General features: G+C 71.1%; 17 protein-coding genes. 8 read left to right on the forward strand and 9 right to left on the reverse strand.

Going from position 1 to position 18,830, the window contains the following annotated elements:
- Positions 1–66: 66 nt before the first annotated feature.
- Complete coding sequence (locus tag FLW16_RS05365; RefSeq protein ID WP_142558132.1) at positions 67–858, forward strand: IclR family transcriptional regulator; 792 nt, start codon at positions 67–69, stop codon at positions 856–858.
- A 96-nt stretch (positions 859–954) separates the two neighbouring features.
- A complete protein-coding gene (locus tag FLW16_RS05370) occupies positions 955–2,013 on the forward strand; it encodes a LacI family DNA-binding transcriptional regulator (RefSeq protein ID WP_260614912.1) in 1,059 nt (352 codons plus the stop codon).
- Here FLW16_RS05370 and FLW16_RS05375 read toward each other — a convergent pair.
- On the reverse strand, positions 1,943–3,250 hold the full coding sequence (locus FLW16_RS05375) for an MFS transporter (RefSeq protein WP_142558134.1): 1,308 nt from the start codon (positions 3,248–3,250) through the stop codon (positions 1,943–1,945). The two genes, FLW16_RS05370 and FLW16_RS05375, sit on opposite strands and share 71 nt — an antisense overlap.
- Before the next feature lie 79 nt (positions 3,251–3,329).
- Between FLW16_RS05375 and FLW16_RS05380 the strand changes: the two genes are divergently transcribed.
- Entirely contained in the window at positions 3,330–4,325 is a 996-nt protein-coding gene (locus tag FLW16_RS05380; RefSeq protein ID WP_260614913.1) for a winged helix-turn-helix domain-containing protein, read from the forward strand.
- Here FLW16_RS05380 and FLW16_RS05385 read toward each other — a convergent pair.
- The 3 genes from FLW16_RS05385 to FLW16_RS05395 all read right to left on the reverse strand — a co-directional run bounded on the left by FLW16_RS05385 (position 4,315) and on the right by FLW16_RS05395 (position 7,460).
- Complete coding sequence (locus FLW16_RS05385) at positions 4,315–5,208, reverse strand: carbohydrate ABC transporter permease (protein WP_142558136.1); 894 nt, start codon at positions 5,206–5,208, stop codon at positions 4,315–4,317. The two genes, FLW16_RS05380 and FLW16_RS05385, sit on opposite strands and share 11 nt — an antisense overlap.
- Positions 5,205–6,089, reverse strand: coding sequence for a carbohydrate ABC transporter permease (locus FLW16_RS05390; protein ID WP_260614914.1), 885 nt, complete (start codon positions 6,087–6,089; stop codon positions 5,205–5,207). Before FLW16_RS05390 ends, FLW16_RS05385 begins: the two co-directional genes overlap by 4 nt.
- Positions 6,090–6,176: 87 nt before the next feature.
- The gene (locus FLW16_RS05395; RefSeq protein WP_142558139.1) at positions 6,177–7,460 is read right to left on the reverse strand and encodes an ABC transporter substrate-binding protein; all 1,284 of its coding nucleotides are present in this window, start codon (positions 7,458–7,460) and stop codon (positions 6,177–6,179) included.
- A 229-nt stretch (positions 7,461–7,689) separates the two neighbouring features.
- Here FLW16_RS05395 and FLW16_RS05400 point away from each other — a divergent pair, with 229 nt between their 5' ends.
- Positions 7,690–9,594 carry an ABC transporter ATP-binding protein gene (locus tag FLW16_RS05400; RefSeq protein ID WP_142558141.1) on the forward strand — a complete coding sequence of 635 codons (1,905 nt, stop codon included), beginning with the start codon at positions 7,690–7,692 and terminating at the stop codon, positions 9,592–9,594.
- Positions 9,595–9,640: 46 nt separating this feature from the next.
- Here the strand turns inward: FLW16_RS05400 and FLW16_RS05405 are convergent, their stop codons facing one another.
- Positions 9,641–10,039: a MerR family transcriptional regulator gene (locus FLW16_RS05405; protein WP_260614915.1), complete on the reverse strand. Its 399-nt coding sequence runs from the start codon at positions 10,037–10,039 to the stop codon at positions 9,641–9,643.
- Positions 10,040–10,226: 187 nt separating this feature from the next.
- Here FLW16_RS05405 and FLW16_RS05410 point away from each other — a divergent pair, with 187 nt between their 5' ends.
- Positions 10,227–11,924, forward strand: a complete 1,698-nt coding sequence (locus tag FLW16_RS05410; protein WP_142558143.1) for a pentapeptide repeat-containing protein — start codon at positions 10,227–10,229, stop codon at positions 11,922–11,924.
- A gap of 45 nt (positions 11,925–11,969) precedes the next feature.
- Positions 11,970–12,881, forward strand: a complete 912-nt coding sequence (locus FLW16_RS05415) for an aldo/keto reductase (RefSeq protein ID WP_142558145.1) — start codon at positions 11,970–11,972, stop codon at positions 12,879–12,881.
- Between the two features lie 543 nt (positions 12,882–13,424).
- Here FLW16_RS05415 and FLW16_RS05420 read toward each other — a convergent pair.
- The 4 genes from FLW16_RS05420 to FLW16_RS05440 all read right to left on the reverse strand — a co-directional run bounded on the left by FLW16_RS05420 (position 13,425) and on the right by FLW16_RS05440 (position 17,456).
- On the reverse strand, positions 13,425–15,188 hold the full coding sequence (locus tag FLW16_RS05420) for an ABC transporter ATP-binding protein (RefSeq protein ID WP_142558147.1): 1,764 nt from the start codon (positions 15,186–15,188) through the stop codon (positions 13,425–13,427).
- The gene (locus FLW16_RS05425; protein ID WP_142558149.1) at positions 15,185–16,147 is read right to left on the reverse strand and encodes a RimK family alpha-L-glutamate ligase; all 963 of its coding nucleotides are present in this window, start codon (positions 16,145–16,147) and stop codon (positions 15,185–15,187) included. The genes FLW16_RS05420 and FLW16_RS05425 overlap by 4 nt, the downstream gene beginning before the upstream one ends.
- Positions 16,148–16,162: 15 nt before the next feature.
- Entirely contained in the window at positions 16,163–16,390 is a 228-nt protein-coding gene (locus FLW16_RS05430) for a hypothetical protein (RefSeq protein WP_142558151.1), read from the reverse strand.
- 475 nt (positions 16,391–16,865) lie between these two features.
- The gene (locus tag FLW16_RS05440) at positions 16,866–17,456 is read right to left on the reverse strand and encodes a TetR/AcrR family transcriptional regulator (protein ID WP_142558153.1); all 591 of its coding nucleotides are present in this window, start codon (positions 17,454–17,456) and stop codon (positions 16,866–16,868) included.
- A gap of 123 nt (positions 17,457–17,579) precedes the next feature.
- Between FLW16_RS05440 and wrbA the strand changes: the two genes are divergently transcribed.
- Both wrbA and FLW16_RS05450 read left to right on the forward strand, forming a co-directional pair.
- Positions 17,580–18,188: an NAD(P)H:quinone oxidoreductase gene (wrbA, locus tag FLW16_RS05445; RefSeq protein ID WP_142558155.1), complete on the forward strand. Its 609-nt coding sequence runs from the start codon at positions 17,580–17,582 to the stop codon at positions 18,186–18,188.
- 8 nt (positions 18,189–18,196) lie between these two features.
- On the forward strand, positions 18,197–18,511 hold the full coding sequence (locus FLW16_RS05450) for a YciI family protein (RefSeq protein ID WP_142558156.1): 315 nt from the start codon (positions 18,197–18,199) through the stop codon (positions 18,509–18,511).
- The last annotated feature ends 319 nt before the right edge of the window (positions 18,512–18,830 follow it).

Here is an 18,830-nt window from a genome sequence, read left to right on the forward strand (position 1 = left end):
ACAAGGTCTGCCCGGGGCAAAGATTGGCGGGAGGGGCACTAAGGTTCGGTCGGGAGGTGGGCGGTCATGGCGGAGGAGCACGTCCAGTCGCTGGCCCGGGGTCTGGCCGTGATCCGGGCGTTCGACGCGGCGAGCCCGGAGCTGACGCTCAGCGAGGTGGCCCGCAAGACCGGTCTCACCCGCGCCGCCGCGCGCAGGTTCCTGCTGACGCTCGCCGGCCTGGGCTACGTGCGGACCGACGGGCGCCTCTTCTCCCTGTCGCCCCGGGTGCTGGAGCTGGGCTACGCCTACCTGTCGAGCCTCTCCCTGCCCGAGGTCGCGCTGCCGCACCTGGAGCGGCTCGTCGCCGAGGTGCACGAGTCGGCGTCGGTCTCCGTGCTGGACGACACCGACATCGTCTACGTGGCCCGTGTGCCGACGGCCCGGATCATGCGCGTGACGATCGCGATCGGCACCCGCTTCCCGGCGTACTGCACCTCCATGGGCCGGGTGCTGCTCGCGGGGCTCCCCCCGGAGGACCTCGACGCCTACCTCGCCCGCGCCGGCCTGGAGCGGCTGACCCCGCACACAACCACCTCGCCGGTCGCCCTGCGCACCGCGCTCGATCGCGTACGGGCCCAGGGCTGGGCCGTGGTGGACCAGGAGCTGGAGGAGGGACTGCGCTCGATCGCCGCGCCGATCAGGGACCGCGGCGGCCGGGTGGTGGCGGCGCTCAACATCTCGTCGCACGCCAGCCGCACCACCCTGGAGTCGGCCCGCCGCGACCTGCTCCCCCCGCTGCTCGCCACCGCCGCCAGGATCGAGGCCGACCTGCGCGCCACCGGAGGCGCGAGCCGCGCGCAGCCCGGCGGTCCGTGACCCGGCACCACCCCCCACGTCCCCACAAAAGCGACCATCTCTCACCAAGGAACTGACAACGTTGTCTAGGGCCGTGAAATGGGAGATGATCGCTGCGTGGGAGAGACGAGACGCGGCCGTCCGACCATGAACGACGTGGCCGCGGCGGCCGGAGTGGCGCTCAAGACCGTCTCCCGCGTCGTCAACAGCGAGCCCGGCGTCAACGCCGCGACCGCGAGCCGCGTGCAGGCGGCGATCGAGCGGCTCGGCTACCGCCGCAACGACAGCGCGCGCATCCTGCGCCGGGGCCGCACGGCGAGCATCGGCCTGGTGATCGAGGACGTGGCCGACGCCTTCTACTCTAGCCTCAGCCGTGCCGTGGAGGACGCCGCACTGCACCACGGCTATCTGCTGTTCACCGGGTCGTCCCGGGAGGACGCGGCCCGCGAGCGCGATCTCGTGCTCGCCTTCTGCGCCCGCCGCGTGGACGGGCTGATCATCGTGCCGGCGGGGAGCGACCACGGCTACCTCGCGCCCGAGTTCGAGGCCGGGATCAAGACGGTCTTCGCCGACCGGCCGCCGGGCGCGGGGTGCGAGGCGGACACCGTCCTGTGCGACAACGCGGGCGGGGCCCGGACCGGCACGGCCCACCTGATCGCGCACGGCCATCGTCGCATCGCCTTCCTCGGCGACTCCCCCGGGATCTTCACGGCCGCCGAACGGCTGCGCGGTTACCGGCAGGCGCTGGCCGCCGCCGGCCTGCCGTACGACGAGGGCCTGGTGGCCATGGGGCCGCCGGACCCGGCACGGATGCGGGCCGACCTGACCCGGCTGCTCACGGCGTCCGACCCGCCGACCGCGCTGCTGGCCGGCAACGGCCGCACCACCGTGGAGACCCTGCGGGCGCTGGCGTCGCTCACGAACGCCGCCGACGCGGGCGCCGCGGGCGGGCTCGCGCTGGTGGGATTCGACGACTTCGAACTGGCCGACCTGCTGGGCATCACCGTGGTGGCGCAGGATCCCGCCCGGCTCGGCCGTACGGCCGCCGACCTGCTGTTCATGCGCCTGTCCGGGGACGAGGAGCCGACCAGCAGGATCGAACTGGCTACGCGGCTGGTTCCGCGGGGCTCGGGCGAGCGCCCTCCCCTGCCCCACCGGGGCCGTACGGCGGGCTGACGCGGGACGACGGTGCGCCGCGCAGATCACCCCGCAGATCACCCCGCAGCGCGAGCACGACGGCGATCACGCCGCAGCCCGACAGCGCGATGGCGAGGTGGGCGGGCACGAGTTCGGCGAGGGCGCCCGCGGCTGCCGCGCCCAGCGCCTGGGCCGTCATCAGCCCGGACGTCTGCAGGCCGAACGCCTGCCCGCGCGCGGCCTCGGGAACCGCGTCGAGGAACCGCCGCTGGAGCCCAAGGTTGTAGGCGAGCCCCGCCGCGGCCAAGGCGGCCAGCACCGCCGCCCCGGCCGCCCCCGGGCGGACGGCGAACCCGAGCAGCGGCACGCCCAGCAGGAGCGCCAGCGGGAGGGTCAGCCGTTCGCGCGCGGCGGGCGGGGCGAACCTGCCGACGGCGAACTCCCCCACGCCCATGCCCGCCGCAGCGGCGGCCAGCACGACCCCGGCGCCCCACGCCGATCCCTCACCCGTGAGGTAGGGCACGTAGACGGCCTCCGCCCCGACCGAGAGCATCGGCGGCAGCCATCCGGCCAGCAGCAGTCCCCGGACGGCGCGGTCGGCCAGCAGCGCCCGGTTGACCCGCAGCGTCGTCCGTACGGCCCCCGCCCGATGAGCGAGGCCGGAGGGTGTGGAACGCGCAGGGCGGTCACGCAGCCCGAACCTGGTCAGCGCCGCGCTGCCCAGCGAGAGTGCGGCGGTGATCAGCAGCGCCCTGTGCGGGCCGGTCACGGCGAGCAGACCCCCGCCGACGGCCAGCCCCGCGACCTGCGCCCCCGCGGAGGTCGTGGTGAACAGGGCGCGGCCGAGGACGTAGGCGTCCCCCGCCAGCACGTCGGGCAGCACGGCGGTGCGCGCGGCCGAGAACAGGGGTGTGGGCACGCCCGCCGCGAACACCAGCGCGAGCATGACCCCGATCGGCAGGTCCCCGAAGCCGAGGACGAGACATGTGGCCACGCGCAGGAGGTCGCCCGCGACCATGAGGGCCCGCGGGCGCCACCGGTCGGCGAGCGACAGCAGGAGCATCCCGCCCGCCACCTGCGGCAGGAACCCGATCATGTACGCCAGTGCGGCCAGCCCGGGCGACCCCGTCCGCGTGAAGACCAGCACGGAGAACGCGAGCATCTTCACCGTGTCGCCCAGGACCAGCAGAAGCTGGCTCCCGAACAGCACACGGAACTCCGCGACGGCGAAGCACGCCCGGAACGTCGATCTCTCCTCGTCTCTGGCCAGGGTCATGGCCCACCTCCCGGCGCCCATGCTCGGCGCGCCGCCTCCGGCCGCGCTAACGTTTCGGAAATGGCCGAAGGGTGAGCGTGTGTACCTGATCGAGGTGAGCCCGCAGGACATCGCCGCCAGCCGCTTCGCGATCTCCCCGCTCAACGAGACCATGCACGCGATGTGGGTGCTGTCGGGGCGTGCGCAGGCGGGCGCGCACGCCTCCTGGGCCGCGACGGCGCGCCCCCGGTTCGCCCGGCTGCTCTCCGGCAGCCCGGGAGCGCGGGCGATGGTCGCGCTGTTCCGGCAGGGGGCCTACAACGCCGACTTCATCGCGCCGCCGCCCACCGGAGTCAATGTCGCCTTCGCCGAGGAGATCGCGGCGATGCGGGCCACGCCCCTGGAGCGGGCGCGTGCCGAGATCGCGATGTCGCTGGACGGGCGGCCGCCCCCGCCCGCCGCGATCACGGAGGTCCTGGAGGACGACGACGTGGTCGCGCTCCTGGCCGACGGGCTCGAGCGCACCTGGACCGAGCTGGTCGCGCCGCAGTGGCCCCGCTTCCACGCGATCCTGGAGCGCGACGTGATCCAGCGGGCCGGGCGGCTGGCGACGTACGGCTGGGCGGCGGCTCTCGGCGACCTCGGCCCGCGGGTCCGCTGGCAACCGGCATCGGCCCGCATCGAGGTGGCGGCCTCCGGCGACCGGGAAGAACGGCACCGGCTCGACGGCCGCGGCCTGCTGTTCCTGCCCAGCCTCTTCGTCGGCAAGGTGATCGCCTACCTCGACGAGGCGTGGCCGTACGCGCTGGTGTATCCGGCGCGCGGGGTGGCGGCGGCGCACCCGCGGGCGGGCGGCGCGGCGGCGCTCGCCGGACTGGTCGGCAGGTCGCGGGCCCGGATCCTGGCCGAGCTGGAGACCCCGGCGACCACCACGCAGCTCGCCGCCCGCCTCGGGCTGGCGCTCGGCACGGCCGGCGGCCACCTGGCCGCGCTGCGCGCGGCCGGGCTGGTCGCCGGCACCCGGGTCGGGCGGCAGGTCCTCTACCGGCGCACTCCTCTCGGGGACGCGCTGGTGGCCGGCCGGCTCAGCCCTTGAGCGCGCCCGCCATGAGACCGCGCATGAAGAACCTGCCGAGCAGCACGTAGATGACCATCGTGGGAATGGAGGCCAGGATCGCGGCCGCCATCTGCTGGCTGTACGGCGTCGTCACGGCGCCCGCGATGTTGTTGAGCATGACCGTGGTCGGCCAGGAGCTCGGCCCGGTGAGGAAGACCGCGAACAGGAAGTCGTTCCACATCGAGGTGAACTGCCAGATGACGACCACGGCGAACGCCGGGCCGGAGACCGGCAGCACGATCGACCAGAGCGTCCGCAGCATCCCCGCGCCGTCGACGCGGGACGCCTCGATGAGCTCGTCGGGGATCGTGACGTAGTAGTTGCGGAAGATCAGCGTGCAGATCGGGATGCCGTACACCACGTGGGCGAGGACCAGGCCCGGGATGCCGCCGTACAGCTGCACGCCGAGGGTGTCGCCGACGTCCACCATGAGCTGCACCAGCGGGATCATCACGCCCTGGTACGGGATGAACATGCCGAACAGGAACAGCGTGAACAGCACGTCGGCGCCGGGGAAGCGCCACTTGGACAGCACGTACCCGTTGAGCGACCCGAGGGCGGCGGAGATCAGCGAGCCGGGGACCGCGAGCAGGAAGCTGTTGACGATGCCGGGTTCGAGCTTCTCCCAGGCGACGCTCCACGCCTCGGTCGTCCACACCTTGGGGAGGTTCCACGCCTGCGTAGGGTCGGCCTCGGTCAGCGGCTTGAAGCTCGTGACCAGCAGCACGTAGACCGGGATCAGGAAGACCAGGACGAACAGCAGCAGGAGGACGAGCCGCACCCACGTGCCGGCCCGGCCCTTGTCGCGGACCCGGGCGGCGGGCGCCGTACGCGGGGCCTTCTCGGCGACTTGCGCGGTCATGAGCGCTTCCCCTTACGGGCGTCCCAGATCAGGTAGGGCACGACGAAGACGGCGACGGACAGCACGATGTAGGACGCGATCGTCGCGCCCTTCGCCGGGTCGTGGGAGTCGTAGACCGCCGTCCACATGAACGTCGCGGGCACGTCGGTGATGATCTGCTTGCCCGACACCGCGACGACGAGGTCGAAGACCTTGAGCGAGATGTGGCCGAGGATGATCAGCGCGGACAGCGTCACCGGGCGCAGCATCGGCAGCACCACGTGCCGGTAGACCCCCCATTCGCTGCAGCCGTCCACCCGGGCGGCCTCGCGCAGTTCTTCCGGCACGCCCCGGAACCCGGCGAGGAACAACGCCATGATGTATCCGGACATCTGCCAGACCGCCGGGATCGCCATGGCGGCCATGCCCCAGTCGGGGTCGCGGAACCACTGCCACTGCAGGAAGTCGAGCCCCGCGTAGTGGAAGAGCCGGTTGAGCCCGACCGCCTGCTCACCCGTCGCGCTGTTCATCAGCCACCGCCAGACCACGCCGGTGGCGATGAAGGAGACGGCCATCGGGAACAGGTAGACGGCGCGGAAGCCGCTCTCCGCCCGGATGCCCTTCTCCATCAGGAAGGCGAGGAACCAGCCGAGGACGAGCGCGCCGCCGACGAAGACCACGGTGAAGACGATCGCGTGCCGGACCGACAGGCCCCAGCGCTCCTCGCTCCAGATTCCGGTGAAGTTCTCCAGCCCGACGAAGTTGCCGGGGATCTCCGCGATCTCGTCGTGCTTGTCGGTCATGGCGAGCTTGAAGTTCCAGCCCAGCAGGCCGTACACGAAGACCGCGATGAGGATGATCGACGGCGACACCAGGAGGAGCCCGGGCAGCCATCTGCGCACCCGCGTCACTTGTACCTCTCAGAAGATCAAGTACGGCCCACGCCTCGCCGCTATCGGACAGGGCGCGGGCCGTACGAGGAGATCAGCTCACTGGCCGCTGTTCTTGGCCGCCGCGACCAGCGCCTGCTGGAACTTGGCGACGTCCTTGTCCTGCTGGAACAGGCCGACCGCGTCGGTGATCGCCTGACGCCACTGGTCGTTGGCGACCACGCCGTGCTGGATCGAGCCGGCCAGCTTGTCGCTCGCCCACTGCTCCAGGTCCCAGGACAGGTAGTCCTTGTAGAGGGACTGGTCGGCGTCCTTGCGGGCCGGAATCGAGCCCTTCAGCGGGTTGAACGCGTCCTGGCCCTCCTTGCTGGCGGCCACCTTCAGCCACGCGATCGCGCCGTCGCGGTTGGGCGCGCCCTTCGGCAGGGTGAAGCTGTCCGACAGCCACATGAAGGTGCCGTCCGTGCCCGGCGACGCGGCCCAGTCGAAGTCCTTGTGCGACTCCTTGCCGAGACCGCCCTGCGGCGGGTTGTGGAAGTAGCCGTAGGCCCAGTCGCCCATGATGTTGAAGGCCGCCTCGCCGTCGGCGACCTGCTTGGCCGCCGGCTGCCAGTCGTCCTGCGGGCTGCCCGCGTACGACAGGATGGTCTTGAAGTTCTCCAGCGCCTTGGTCACGTTCGCGTTGGACCAGTCGGCGTTGGCCGTCCACAGGGCGTTGTAGGCGTCGGTGCCGAGCGAGCCGAGCAGCACGGACTCGAGCAGGTGCACCAGGGTCCACTGCGAGCCGATCGACAGCGGGATCTTCCCGGACTTCTTGACCTTGTCGAGGTCGGTGATGAACTCCTCGACGGTCTTCGGCGCGCCGTCGATGCCGGCCTTCTTGAGGACCGAGGGGTTGAACCACAGGACGTTCGACCGGTGGATGTTCACCGGCACGGAGTACACCTGGCCCTGCACCGAGATCTGGTCGATGAGCTGCTGCGGGAAGACCTCCTTCAGCTTCAGCTCGTCGTACAGGAAGTTCAGCGACTCCAGCTTGCCGCTCTTGATGTAGCCCTGAAGCTCGGCGCCGGCGTGGCCCTGGAAGGTGTCCGGGGGCTGGTTGGCCTGCAGCTTGCTCGACAGCAGCGCGCGGGCCTGGTCGCCCGAGCCGCCCGCCACCGCGGCGTCGAAGAACTCGAAGTTCGGGTTCTGCTTGGCGAAGATCTCACGCATCGCCTTGAGGCCGTCGGCCTCACCGGGACCCGTCCACCACGAGAAGACCTCGACCTTCTTCGCGGCCTGACCGCCTCCGCTCTCCTGCTTGTCACCGCCACCACAGGCGGAAAGAGTGAGCAGACCTGCAACAGAGACCGCGACGGCCGCCATCCACCGTCGTCTCATCGCAACATTCCCTTCAGGCTATTCACGAGGATTTCGGGCCCCCGAAGACACATATGGCTGACAACGTTGTCAGCAGGCCCAATCAACCCACTTCCACCGGCACGTCGTCAAGTTTGTGCCGATAACGTCTCTGCATACGGGTCCTGGCGAGGTGTTAGGGGCGTGCGTCAAAGCGATCACTGCGACCGGGGCCCGGGAAATTGTCGGTGCGGGCGCTCACACTGCTGGCATGACGGTCACACAACAGGGGGGACCAGATCATCTGTCGGAGGACGACCTGCCGGACATGGCGGACGTCGAGTCTCCGCAATGGGCGCGACACTTCGGAACGATGGCGGGACTGGGCTTCCTCACGGTCGCGCGGCGGCTGCCCCGGCTGATCCGGCAGGCGCTGGGCATCGCCTGGGAGGCGAGTCCCCGCGACACCGTGGCCACGGTCACGCTGAGCACACTCGGCGGCGTCTTCACCGCCTTCGGCCTGCTCGCCACGACGGGCGTGCTGACCGCGCTGTTCCAGGCGGGCCCGACTCCGGAGCGGGTCCGGGCCGCGCTGCCCAGCCTGCTGCTCGTGGGCCTGGCCGCCACCGCGCGCACGGCCCTGCAAGCGGGGGCCGGTTGGGCCCAGTCCCGGCTCGAACCGCAGGTCAGCCGGGCCACGGAAGAGCGCCTCTACACGCTGACCAGCCGGGTCGACCTCGTCTGCTTCGACGACCCCGAGTTCCACGACGCGCTGCAGCGGGCCCGCATGCGCGGCATGCAGATGGCCGAGATGATCGTGAGCACGACCATCGACACGCTGTCGGGCCTGGTCGGCATCGTGGCCGCGGCGGGCGTGCTGGGCGTGCTGCACCCCGTGCTGCTGCCGCTGCTCCTGCTCGCGGTCGTCCCCGACGCCTGGGCGGCCGTCCGGGCCGCCCGGATGCGCTACACGACCGCCCTGGCGCTCGTCCCGGCCAGACGGCGCAAGTGGATCATCGAGGAACTGCTGGCGGACAAGGACACCGCGGCCGAGGTCCGCACGTTCACCATGCGCGGCTTCCTGCTGCGGATGTTCGACGCGGTCGCCCGGGGCGAGCAGCGGGTGATGCTCGACCTCGCGCGACGGCAGACCGTCGCCCGCGTCCTCGGCGAGGCGCTGGGCGGTCTGGGGCAGGGCGCGGTCTACGTCGCGCTCGGCCTGCTGCTCGCGGCGGCCGCGGTGCCCCTCGCGGTGGCCGGCACCGCGGTGCTGGCCATTCGGTCCGGCCAGACCTCGCTCTCGAACTTCATGTACGCCACGAACCGGCTCTACGAGGAGGGCCTCTACTTCACCGACTTCCTGGACTTCATCGCGCACGCCGAGGGCCGCATCCCGCCCGCCCGCGAAGGGACGGCCCCTGACGACTTCGGCCGCATCACCGTCGAGGAGGTCACCTTCTCCTATCCCGCCGCGCCGACCCCCGCCCTGCGCGGGGTGTCGGTCCGCATCGAGCGCGGGGAGATCGTGGCCCTCGTCGGCGAGAACGGGTCGGGCAAGACGACCCTCGCCAAGATCCTCGCCGGGCTCTACGAGCCGGACGGCGGCCGCGTGCGGTGGGACGACGTCGACCTGGCCGAGGTCGATCCGGACAGCCTGCGCCGCAGGATCGCGGTCATCGCCCAGGACCACACGCGATGGCCGCTGACGGCCCGCCACAACATCACGATGGGCATGGAGAAGGGCGAGAGCGAGGTGGTCCGCGCCGCCGAGGTCGCCGGCGCCGACCAGGTCATCGCCGAGCTCCCGTACGGCTACCGCACGCTGCTCGACCGCCGGTTCAAGAACGGCCAGGAGCTGTCGGGCGGGCAGTGGCAGCGCATCGCGGTGGCCCGCGGTTTCTACCGGGACGCACCCCTGCTCATCTGCGACGAGCCCACGGCCGCCCTCGACGCGAGGGCGGAGCACGCGTTGTTCGAGCGGATCCGGCGGCACGCCGACGGCCGGACCGTGCTGCTCATCACCCACCGCCTCGCCAGCGTCCGCTACGCCGACCGCATCTACGTGCTGGACCACGGCAAGGTCCACGAGCACGGCACGCACGAGGAGCTGATCGCCCTCGACGGCCTCTACGCCGACCTCTACAACCTCCAGGCGGAGGCGTATCGCACGGCCTGAGCCACGTGCCCGGCCCGCTCGCGAGCGGACCGGGCACGTGTGCGTCTCAGGGGGCCTGCTCGCAGTCGGGGAGCATGTCGCGCATGGTGAGCACGTCCTTGTAGTACTGGATCTTCCGCTGGATCCCGCCCTGCTTCTGGCGCAGGTCGGCGATCTGGGCCTCGACCTTCCGGTCGTGCTCCGCCAGCAGCGCGATCCTGTCCTCGATGGTGTGCTCGCCCTGCCGTACGAGCTGGGCGAAGCGCAGCATCTCCGCGATCGGCATGCCGGTGTCGCGCAGGCAGCGGATCATGCCGAGCCAGCTCACGTCGTCCTCGCTGAACCGCCGCTGGCCCGCCGCGTTACGGCCGACCGGCTCCAGCAGCCCGATCCGTTCGTAGTACCGAAGGGTGTCGAGGCTGAACCCGGTCTCCTCGACGACCTGTCCAGGTGTGTACACGCCCACGCCATTGATCCTGTCACATCGCATCTCGTCCATATGAAGGCTTTCGCGTACAGGTGGGTCGTTTCTGTAGGTGTTTCGCAAGCGGCTCGCAACTCGCGGATTTATAACGGGTCGTGCCACACACGATCCGGTGCCCGCGTCTCCCCAGGGAGCGTCCGGGCGGCGTCCCCGATGGAGCCAGTGAGAAATGCCCGGCAACCCCCGCTCGATCACCGGTTTGGTAACCCTTTCCGCCGCGGTCCTGCTGTCGATTCCGATGACCCCGGCCGCCGCGGCGACACCCGGCGACCGCCTCCCCTGCCGTCCCCACAGCGGCCCGCATCTCGCCGGCAGGGACCTCACCCGGACGACGCTGCCCGCCGACCTGTCCTGCGCGGACCTCCGGGGCGCCAAGCTGGACGGCCTGACCGTGCGGAGCGTGCTCGTCGGGGCCGATCTGACCGGGGCCTCGCTCAAGGGGGCCCACCTCGGCTACGCCCAGATGGCCGGGGCCAGGCTGCGCAAGGCCGACCTGTCCGAGGCCGAGCTGTACTACGCCGACCTGCGCGGCGGCGACCTGCGCGGGGCGACGATGGACGACTCCTCGCCCTACTACGCGCACTTCGAGGGGGCCGACCTGAGCGGGGCCACGATGGCGCGGGCCAAGACGTACGACGCGCAGTTCGACGACGCGAAGCTGGTCGGCGTCGATCTGACCGACGCCGCCGCCTACGGCGCGGACATGCGCCGGGCCGACCTCAGGCGGGTCAAGGCGGCGAAGGCCAGGCTCTACGGCGCCACCTTCCTCAAGACCGTCCTGCGGCAGGCGGATCTCAGCGGCGCGCAGCTGTACGAGTCGGTGATGACCGGCGCGGACTTCAGGGGGGCCGACCTCACCGGGGCCGACCTGCGGGATGTCAGGGACGCCCGGCTGGCCGGGAGCAGGGGGGTGCCCAGGTTCCTGCCGGTGCCGGACCCGTCGTGCGAGCCCGGCAGCGGTCAGGACTACCGGGGCTGGGACCTGACCGCGGTCACGGACTTCCCCGACGATCTGAGCTGCGCCGACCTGACCGGCGCCAAGCTGGACGGCGTCGACCTGACGGGGGTCAAGCTGAACCGGGCGATCCTCCGCGACGTCTCCGCCGTCGGGGCGAGCCTGCGCTCCGTCAAGGGCGCCGACCTGCGGGGAGCGCGACTGCGGCGCGCCAAGCTCGGCAGCGCCGATCTCGTGGGGGCCGACCTGTCGCGGGCCGACCTGTCGGACGCGGCGCTCGGCAGCGCCGGCCTGACGCAGGCCAAGCTGGTCGGCGCCGACCTCCGCGACGCGGAGCTGATCAGCGTCACGGCCGACCAGGCCGACTTCACCGGCGCCAGGATGGACCGGGCGTACCTCCACAGCGGCAAGTACCGCGACGCGGTCTTCCGCAAGGCCACCCTGACCGACGCCGACCTCAGCGACGCCGAACTGCGGGGCGCCACCTTCGAAGGCGCCGAGGTCACCGGGCTGAAGCAGGACTTCGCCCAGGACATCGACCTGTCGGGGTCCTCCAGCCGTATGTCCGTCGGCTGGCTGGTCTTCTTCGGCATCGCCGGCCTGCTCGGTCTCTGGATCGTCGTCGGGCTGACCACGGCACGGGTGCGGCGCAGGAGAGCCGCCAGGGAGCGGGCCGCCGAGAGAGCGGTCCGGTTCGAGGACGCCAGACGCGTGCAGGAGGAGAACGTGACCCGGTTGGGCGAGGAGATCGACAGCCTGACGGACCGGACCGGCGAGGTGGACTGGAACGCGGTCCTGGACGCCTACGACGCGGCGAAGGATGCGCTGGCGAGCGCCCACGACATGAGCGACCTGACGGACGTCGAGACCATCGTGGCGCGCGGCCGCAAGGCCCTCACCCGCCGCCGGTGAAAGCAGCTTGTGCTGGAGTGCGCTCCAGGCGGCAAGGTGGTCGGCATGAGAATCGCTCTGGGGACGATCCCCTTCGGGACCACCGTGGACGAGGCGACCTCCTTCGCCATCCTCGACCGCTTCGTCGAAGGCGGCGGAACGATCCTCGACACGGCCAACAACTATCCGTTCTGGCTTGACGGCGCGACCGGGGACGAGAGCGAGGCCACCATCGGCCGATGGCTCGCCTCGCGGCGCAACCGTGACCAGGTGGTGATCAGCACCAAGTGCGGCGCCCGCCCGTCGGTGCCCGGCGCCCGTACGCTCGACGCCGCCGAGGGCCTTTCCGCCGGTGTGGTCCGGGCCGCGATCGAGGGCAGCCTGCGGCGGCTGGGCACCGATCACGTGGACGTGTACTGGGCCCACATCGACGACAGGTCCACGCCGCTGGAGGAGACGGTCGCCGTCTTCGACGAACTGGTGCTCGCCGGCAAGGCCAAGGAGGTGGGCGCGAGCAACCACGTGGTGTGGCGGCTGGAGCGGGCCCGCTCACTGGCGGCGGCCCGTGGCGGCACCCGGTACGGCCACGTGCAGCTGCGTCACTCCTACCTCCGCCCCCGGCCCGGCGTACGGCTCCCCGAGGGCGGGCACACGCTGGTCACCGAGGAGCTGCTCGACTACGTGCGCTCCGAGGGCGATCTGACGCTGTGGGTCTACACCTCGCTGCTCGCGGGTGCGTACGCCGGCAAGCCGCTGCCCGAGCACTACGACCACCCGGGCACCACCAGGCGGCTGGCGGTGCTTGACGAGGTGGCCGGCGAGCTCGGCGCGACGCGCAACCAGGTCGTGCTCGCCTGGCTGCGGGCGCAGGACATCATCCCGATCGTCGGCGTCAGCTCGGTCGCCCAGCTCGACGAGCTGCTCGTCGACGTCAAGCTCGACGACGAGCACATCGCCCGTCTCGACGCCCCCGCCTGACCTCCGGCACCCTGGCGGCGGCACGCCCCGCGTCCGCCGCCGGGGAATGCCTCCCATAGTCAGCGCCCCTCGCCCGTCCGTCCGCCTCGGATGTCCGGTCCCCGCATGCGTGATCCAGATCGTGCGGCTGTCGTCGATCGCATACCTGATGCGACCGCCCGACGTGGCTTCGCGTACTGCCATTGCTCCAGTGCGTCACCGCCCATCTTCACGACGCCGAGGGCGCCCTTCAGCCGATGCTGGCGGCTGTCGACGCGACGTGGATCAGCAGTGATCGCCACCGAGCGGACGGGGAACTTCGGGCCCGTCACCGGAGAAGGGCCCCTGCAGCCGGCGGGCGAGCTCCGGATCGCTCCACACAACGGCGGTGGAGCGCCAGGAGGTCAAGGCGCGCGAACTTCTCCGGCAGCCAGGAGAGCCAAGGCAAGTCCTCGGCGAGGCTGCCGTTGCGGCGAGCGACGATCGCCAGCGCCCGGGCGGCGACCGTAGCCGGCCCTCTTTCTGCATTGAGGGCCGCAGGCCCGGGCCGTTCGCCGGCCGCCGTCAGCCCTCTTGGGCGTCGAGTGTGAACATCGCTGTTCGGGCGTGGGAGCCCGAGCGGCGGAAGAGCTCCGCGTACCGGCCGTTCCGGGCGAGCAGTTCGGCGTGGCGGCCCTGTTCGACCAGCCGCCCCTCGTGGAGCACGAAGATGACGTCGGCCGAGCGTACGGTGTCCAGGCGGTGCGTGACGGCGATGGTCGTACGGCCGGCCAGGAGCGGCATCAGCGCCACCTGGACCTGGCGCTCGCTCTCGCTGTCGAGCGCCGAGGTGGCCTCGTCGAGGATGAGCACACGCGGGTCGTTCAGGATCGCGCGGGCGATGGCGAGCCGCTGCCGCTCGCCGCCGGACAGGCGGGAACCGCGCTCGCCGACGACGGAGTCGTATCCGTCCGGCAGTCGCATGATGCGGTCGTGGATGTGTGCCGCCCGGCACGCCGCCTCCAGCTCGGCTGCGGTGGCCGAGGGCCTGGCGTAGCGGAGGTTGTCGGCGACCGTCGCATGGAACAGCACCGGATCCTGGGTCACGACGCCGAACAGCGCGGCCAGGGAGTTTCGGGTCAGGCGGCGGACGTCGGTCCCGTCGATCGTGACCACGCCCCGGTCGGGATCGTGCAGGCGCATGACGAGATGCGCCAGCGTCGTCTTGCCCGACCCGCTCTCTCCGACGATCGCGGCGAACTGACCGGGCCGGATCGTCAGCGTCACGTCCCGCAGCGCGACGTCCTCGCCGTGCCGGAAGGTGACGCCGGTCAGCGCGATCTCGCCCCGCACCGACGCCGGGCGCACCGCGACCGCGTCCGGTCCGTCGACGATCACGGGCGGCCGGTCGAGGTACTCGAAGATCCGCTCGAAGACCGCCGTGGCGGCGCGGAACTGCACCGAGACCTGCATGAGCTGGCCTGCGGGGAGGAACAGCCGGGCCTGGAGCGAGGTGAAGGCCAGCAGGGTCCCGGGCGTGGACGTCCCGGCGAACCCCGCCGCGAAGTAGACCACGGCGGGCATCACCAGGAAGAGTGCCTGGAGCGCCGCGCCGAGCGCCTGCGCCCCGACGGCCGCGCGCAGTTGCAGCCCGGCCAGGCGGCGGCTCTCGTCGCCGAACAGCCGCACGCCGTGGTCCTGCCGGCCGAAGACCCGGGCGAGCAGGATCCCCGAGACCGACAGCGTCTCCTCGGCGATGACGTTCATCTCGGCGCGAGAGCGTTGGACGGCGGCCGCGACCCTGCGCTGGTGCACGGCCACGCGGGCCGTCAGCCAGACCGCGACCGGCAGGAGGCAGATCGACACCAGCGCGAGCCGCCAGGACAGGGCGACCATGCACGCCGTCGTGACGAGGCAGGTCACGAGGTTGGCGAGCATCATGGGCAGGGTGCCGCCGACCGTGCTCTGCACCTCGGCCACGTCGCCGATCACGCGGGACTGGATCTCGCCGGTCCGGGTGCCGGTGAAGAAGCTCAGCGGCAGCCGCTGAAGATGGGCGTACAAGTCCGTGCGCAGCCGCGCCAGCACGTCCTGGCCCATCCGGCTCGACAGGTAGGACTGCAGCACGCCGAGCGCGCTGGTCAGCGCCACGACCCCGAGCATCGCACCGAGCAGGCCGGCGAGCAGCCCCGGCCGCGGTCCGCCTGGCGCGAACAGGCCCTCGTCGACCATCTCTTTTGTCAGGAACGGGAGCACGGTGCCGAGCCCGGCCGACAGCCCGATCAGAGTGGCGATCAGGAGCACCCGCCGCGCGTACGGCCGGAAGAGCGACAGCACCCGGCGGTTCATCCGGCGGCGCGCCCGTAGAGGAAGTCGGCGAACGCCTCGATCAGCGGCAGCCCCGTCATGCCCTCGACGAACAGCCACTGGCCCTGCGGGTTGAGCTCCAGCCAGACATACTCGTCCTCGTCGGTGAGCTTGAGGTCGAAGATCCCCATGGTCAGGTCCAGCCGACGCAGGATCGCCCGGAGGGCGTCCTCGACGTCCGCCGGAAGCCGGTGCTCCCCGGCGGGGATGTTGAGGTCCGACCGCCAGTCGAGGTCGTCGGACTCCAGCAGCGCGGCCAGCACGCGGTCGCCGAAGACCTGCGCGCGGACGTGCCGCCGCCCCGGCACGAACTCCTGGTAGATGGCCGGGCACAGGCGGATGGCCGCGTCGTCCGCGAGCAGTTCCGCGCTGACCGTCGCGGTCTTCACCGGGGCCTGCATCACCCCGTGTACGGCCTTCACGACGGCTCCCGGATGCGCGGCGCAGAACTCGCGCACCCGCTCGGGCGACTGGCTGACCAGCGTCGCCGGGATCCGTACACCGAGGTCGCGGGCCGCGCGAAGCTGAACGACCTTGTTCTGCGCGTCCCAGAACGCCGCCGGGCGGTCCACCCACCGTCCACGGAACTCGGTCAGCAACATGCCGAGCGCGGCCGTGACGGTGTCGGCGCCGATCAGCTCGCGGTGGACCGGATCGGTCACCTCGGGGTTGGCGGAGGTGCGGGGGTTGCCGAGCCGCCGGAACCAGATGGCGTCGAGCGTGCGCAGGTCGACGGCCGTTCCGCCGGCGTCGGGGAACACCGGAGCGGTGAACTCCTGGGGAGACCAGCTGAGACCGGGTTCCCGGCTGAAGTGGTCGGTCTCGAAGATGTGGACGGTCGCCGGACGGCGGCGCTCGATCTCCGCCTTGACGGCGTGAGCGTGCAGGTCGCGCTCATGTGTCACGACGCCGATCCGCACGGCCTTCTCGTGGACAGGCACGAGCGCGACCCCTTTTCAGGCGCCCCTGGCGGGCATGTAGTCGCAGTCGTCCCAGCCGTCACCCGAGCCGCTGATGGTCTCGTCCGGGTGCAGGTCGGGGCACGCCTGGATGTCGTACATGCGCTCCAGCTCGAGCCGGGTGATCAGGTCGCGCTCCCACTGGGCCAGCTCGGGAGCCGGGAGCAGCGTCATCCGCTCCTGGCCCACGAAGATCGCGGGCCGGACCGGCGTCTCCACCGTCATGGTGTCGTCCCTTCCATACGAGGCGAACGCGGTTCGTCCTCCTCGGCAGGATCATGATGGTGGACGGTTGCAGGTGACATGCAGGACATTTGTGACGGAGTTGTAACGCCCGACTTGCGTTCTGTGCTGGGAACGCAAGAAGGAGTCTTGAGCAGACTTAACGGCGATCCGATCGAGGTGTGGGTCCGGGGCGGGCACCCTGCTCAGTTCGTCTCGCGTGACCGGCTCTACACCGTCCGCGAGATCCAGGACCACTGGGTGGTCGCCAGGGAATGGTGCGTCAAGCGAGGGCAGCACCTGCGAAGGGCCGCGCAGGAAGGCGCTGTGCAACTACCCAGGTGGCGGGACAAACCGGCCCTGCCAGGTGCGTACCGTGCAGTGGGCGAGGCTGGCGGGCTCCGAGCTGTCGATGTAGTCGGCGAGGCCACCGGTGCACAGGTCGGCCACACCGCTCGTTGCCGGAGACGGGCGCCCGCTAGAGCCCGAGCAGGCTGTCGATGCCGGCCTTGATCTGATCCTCCGTCACACCGCAGTCGACCGTGAGGTGCTCGATCAGGCTCGGCACGAACGGCGCGAGCAGCAAGTGGGCCAGGACCGTGGGGTCCGACTCGGGTCTCATCTCGCGCAGCAGCAGGGACACATGCGTGTGCATGGTGAGGTAGGCGCCGCTCTGGTAGCGGGCTCCCGGTGAGGCGCTCTCCGCCGCCCGCATGATCGCACCCTGCTCGATGATCCGGTCGGCGACCGTGTGGAGGAAGGCACGCAGCCGCTCGGCGGGCGGGGCACCGGGGCCGAGGGGCGGTGGACCGGACAGGAAAGCTTCCTGGAAGCGCTGCTCGCCGTCGTCGAGCACCGCGAACAGGAGGCGGCTCACGTCGCCGAACCGGCGGTAGACGGTGCCGACGCCCATCCCGGCGGCGTGCGCCACGGCGTTCATGGTGACGGCTTCCGGGCCCTGCTCCGCGATCAGGCGGGCGGTCGCGTCGAGGATCTTCCGCCGGTTCCTGGCGGCGTCCGCGCGCTCCGGCAGGGCCTGTCCCGTGACGGGAAGCTCGGTGCGGGGCATGGTCCCGAGGCTACCGGACTGGAGATCTAATTTCGGGCTTGCAAACCGGATTGTTATCCGATTTACTGCCGACGAACCGGATAACTATCCGGTTGATCGTCGTCATTCGGAGGAGACGTCATCATGAGTGCCAAGATCGCCGTCATCTACTACTCGGCCACCGGCAACGTCCACCAGCTCGCCACGGCGGTCGCCGAGGGCGCGGAGAAGGCCGGCGCCGAGGTCCGGCTGCGCCGGGTCCCCGAACTGGCACCGGACTCCGCCATCGACGCCAACCCGGCCTGGCGCGAACACGTCGAGGCCGCCAAAGACGTCGAGATCGCCACGCTTGACGATTTGATCTGGGCGGACGCCTACGCCTTCGGCTCGCCGACCCGTTTCGGCAACATCGCGTCGCAGCTCAAGCAGTTCATCGACACCACGGGCGGCATCTGGCAGCAGGGCGTCATGGCCAACAAGCCCGCCACCGGTTTCGCCAGCGCTCACAACGCCAACGGCGGCAACGAGTCGACGATCCTCGCCCTCTACAACACCTTCCACCACTGGGGTTCGATCATCGTCTCGCCCGGCTACACCGACCCGGTGGTGTACCCCGCGGGCGGCAACCCGTACGGCACCGCTCATCGGGGCGGCGCGGGCACCCCGTCCGAGGAGACCCTCGCAGCCGCCCGCTACCAGGGCGAACGCCTGGCGGACATCACGACCCGCCTCCTGGCCGGCCGGGCTGCTTGAATGGCGGCATGCTGCACGTGCTGACCGTGAGCTACACGGGCTCCGAGGAAGAGGCCGCTCCCTTCGTTCGCGATCACGTCGGCTATCTCGAACGGCACCACGCGGACGGCCTCTTCCTGGTCTCGGGGCAGACGGTGCCGTCGTCGCAGGGCGGGGCCATCGTGGCGTACGGCGTGGACCGCGAGACCATCGAGCGGATCAGCGCCGAGGACCCGTTCGTCGTGAACGGCGTCGCGACCCACTCGATCACGACGATCGAACCGGGGCGGGTCCATCCGGCTCTGGCGGAGCTGCTGGCCGCGACGGAGGCGTCGCGAGACTGAGAAGTCATGCCCGCCCCCGGCCCGGGCCCTGGTCGCCGCGCCATGCTGCCGGGAGACCCAAGGCGGATGGCGGCGATCCTCGACGACTCCCCAGGACCACCCCCTGCCCTGCAGCCCAATAGCACGGCAGGCGGGCCGTGGGGGCTAGGACCTGTTTCGAAGTCCGCTATCTGGCGGCGTGTCGTGCCCGGACAAGCAGTGAGGTCTCCGGTAGAGGGTTCATCGACCAAGAAGAACCTGAACACCGGAGACCTCGTTGGCCACCTTAGCGGTGACGAGGCGGTTCGACCTGACTGATGCGCAGTGGGCGCGGCTGGAG

Source organism: Microbispora sp. KK1-11, assembly GCF_006874435.1.
GTDB lineage: Bacteria > Actinomycetota > Actinomycetes > Streptosporangiales > Streptosporangiaceae > Microbispora > Microbispora catharanthi.

Coding starts and splice junctions, on each gene's coding strand:
- FLW16_RS05365 (WP_142558132.1), top strand. CDS start 67: ATGGCGGAGGAGCACGTCCAGTCGCTGGCCCGGGGTCTGGCCGTGATC.
- FLW16_RS05375 (WP_142558134.1), bottom strand. CDS start 3,250: ATGACCCTGGCCAGAGACGAGGAGAGATCGACGTTCCGGGCGTGCTTC.
- FLW16_RS05385 (WP_142558136.1), bottom strand. CDS start 5,208: ATGACCGCGCAAGTCGCCGAGAAGGCCCCGCGTACGGCGCCCGCCGCC.
- FLW16_RS05395 (WP_142558139.1), bottom strand. CDS start 7,460: ATGAGACGACGGTGGATGGCGGCCGTCGCGGTCTCTGTTGCAGGTCTG.
- FLW16_RS05400 (WP_142558141.1), top strand. CDS start 7,690: ATGACGGTCACACAACAGGGGGGACCAGATCATCTGTCGGAGGACGAC.
- FLW16_RS05410 (WP_142558143.1), top strand. CDS start 10,227: ATGCCCGGCAACCCCCGCTCGATCACCGGTTTGGTAACCCTTTCCGCC.
- FLW16_RS05415 (WP_142558145.1), top strand. CDS start 11,970: ATGAGAATCGCTCTGGGGACGATCCCCTTCGGGACCACCGTGGACGAG.
- FLW16_RS05420 (WP_142558147.1), bottom strand. CDS start 15,188: ATGAACCGCCGGGTGCTGTCGCTCTTCCGGCCGTACGCGCGGCGGGTG.
- FLW16_RS05430 (WP_142558151.1), bottom strand. CDS start 16,390: ATGACGGTGGAGACGCCGGTCCGGCCCGCGATCTTCGTGGGCCAGGAG.
- FLW16_RS05440 (WP_142558153.1), bottom strand. CDS start 17,456: ATGCCCCGCACCGAGCTTCCCGTCACGGGACAGGCCCTGCCGGAGCGC.
- wrbA (WP_142558155.1), top strand. CDS start 17,580: ATGAGTGCCAAGATCGCCGTCATCTACTACTCGGCCACCGGCAACGTC.
- FLW16_RS05450 (WP_142558156.1), top strand. CDS start 18,197: ATGCTGCACGTGCTGACCGTGAGCTACACGGGCTCCGAGGAAGAGGCC.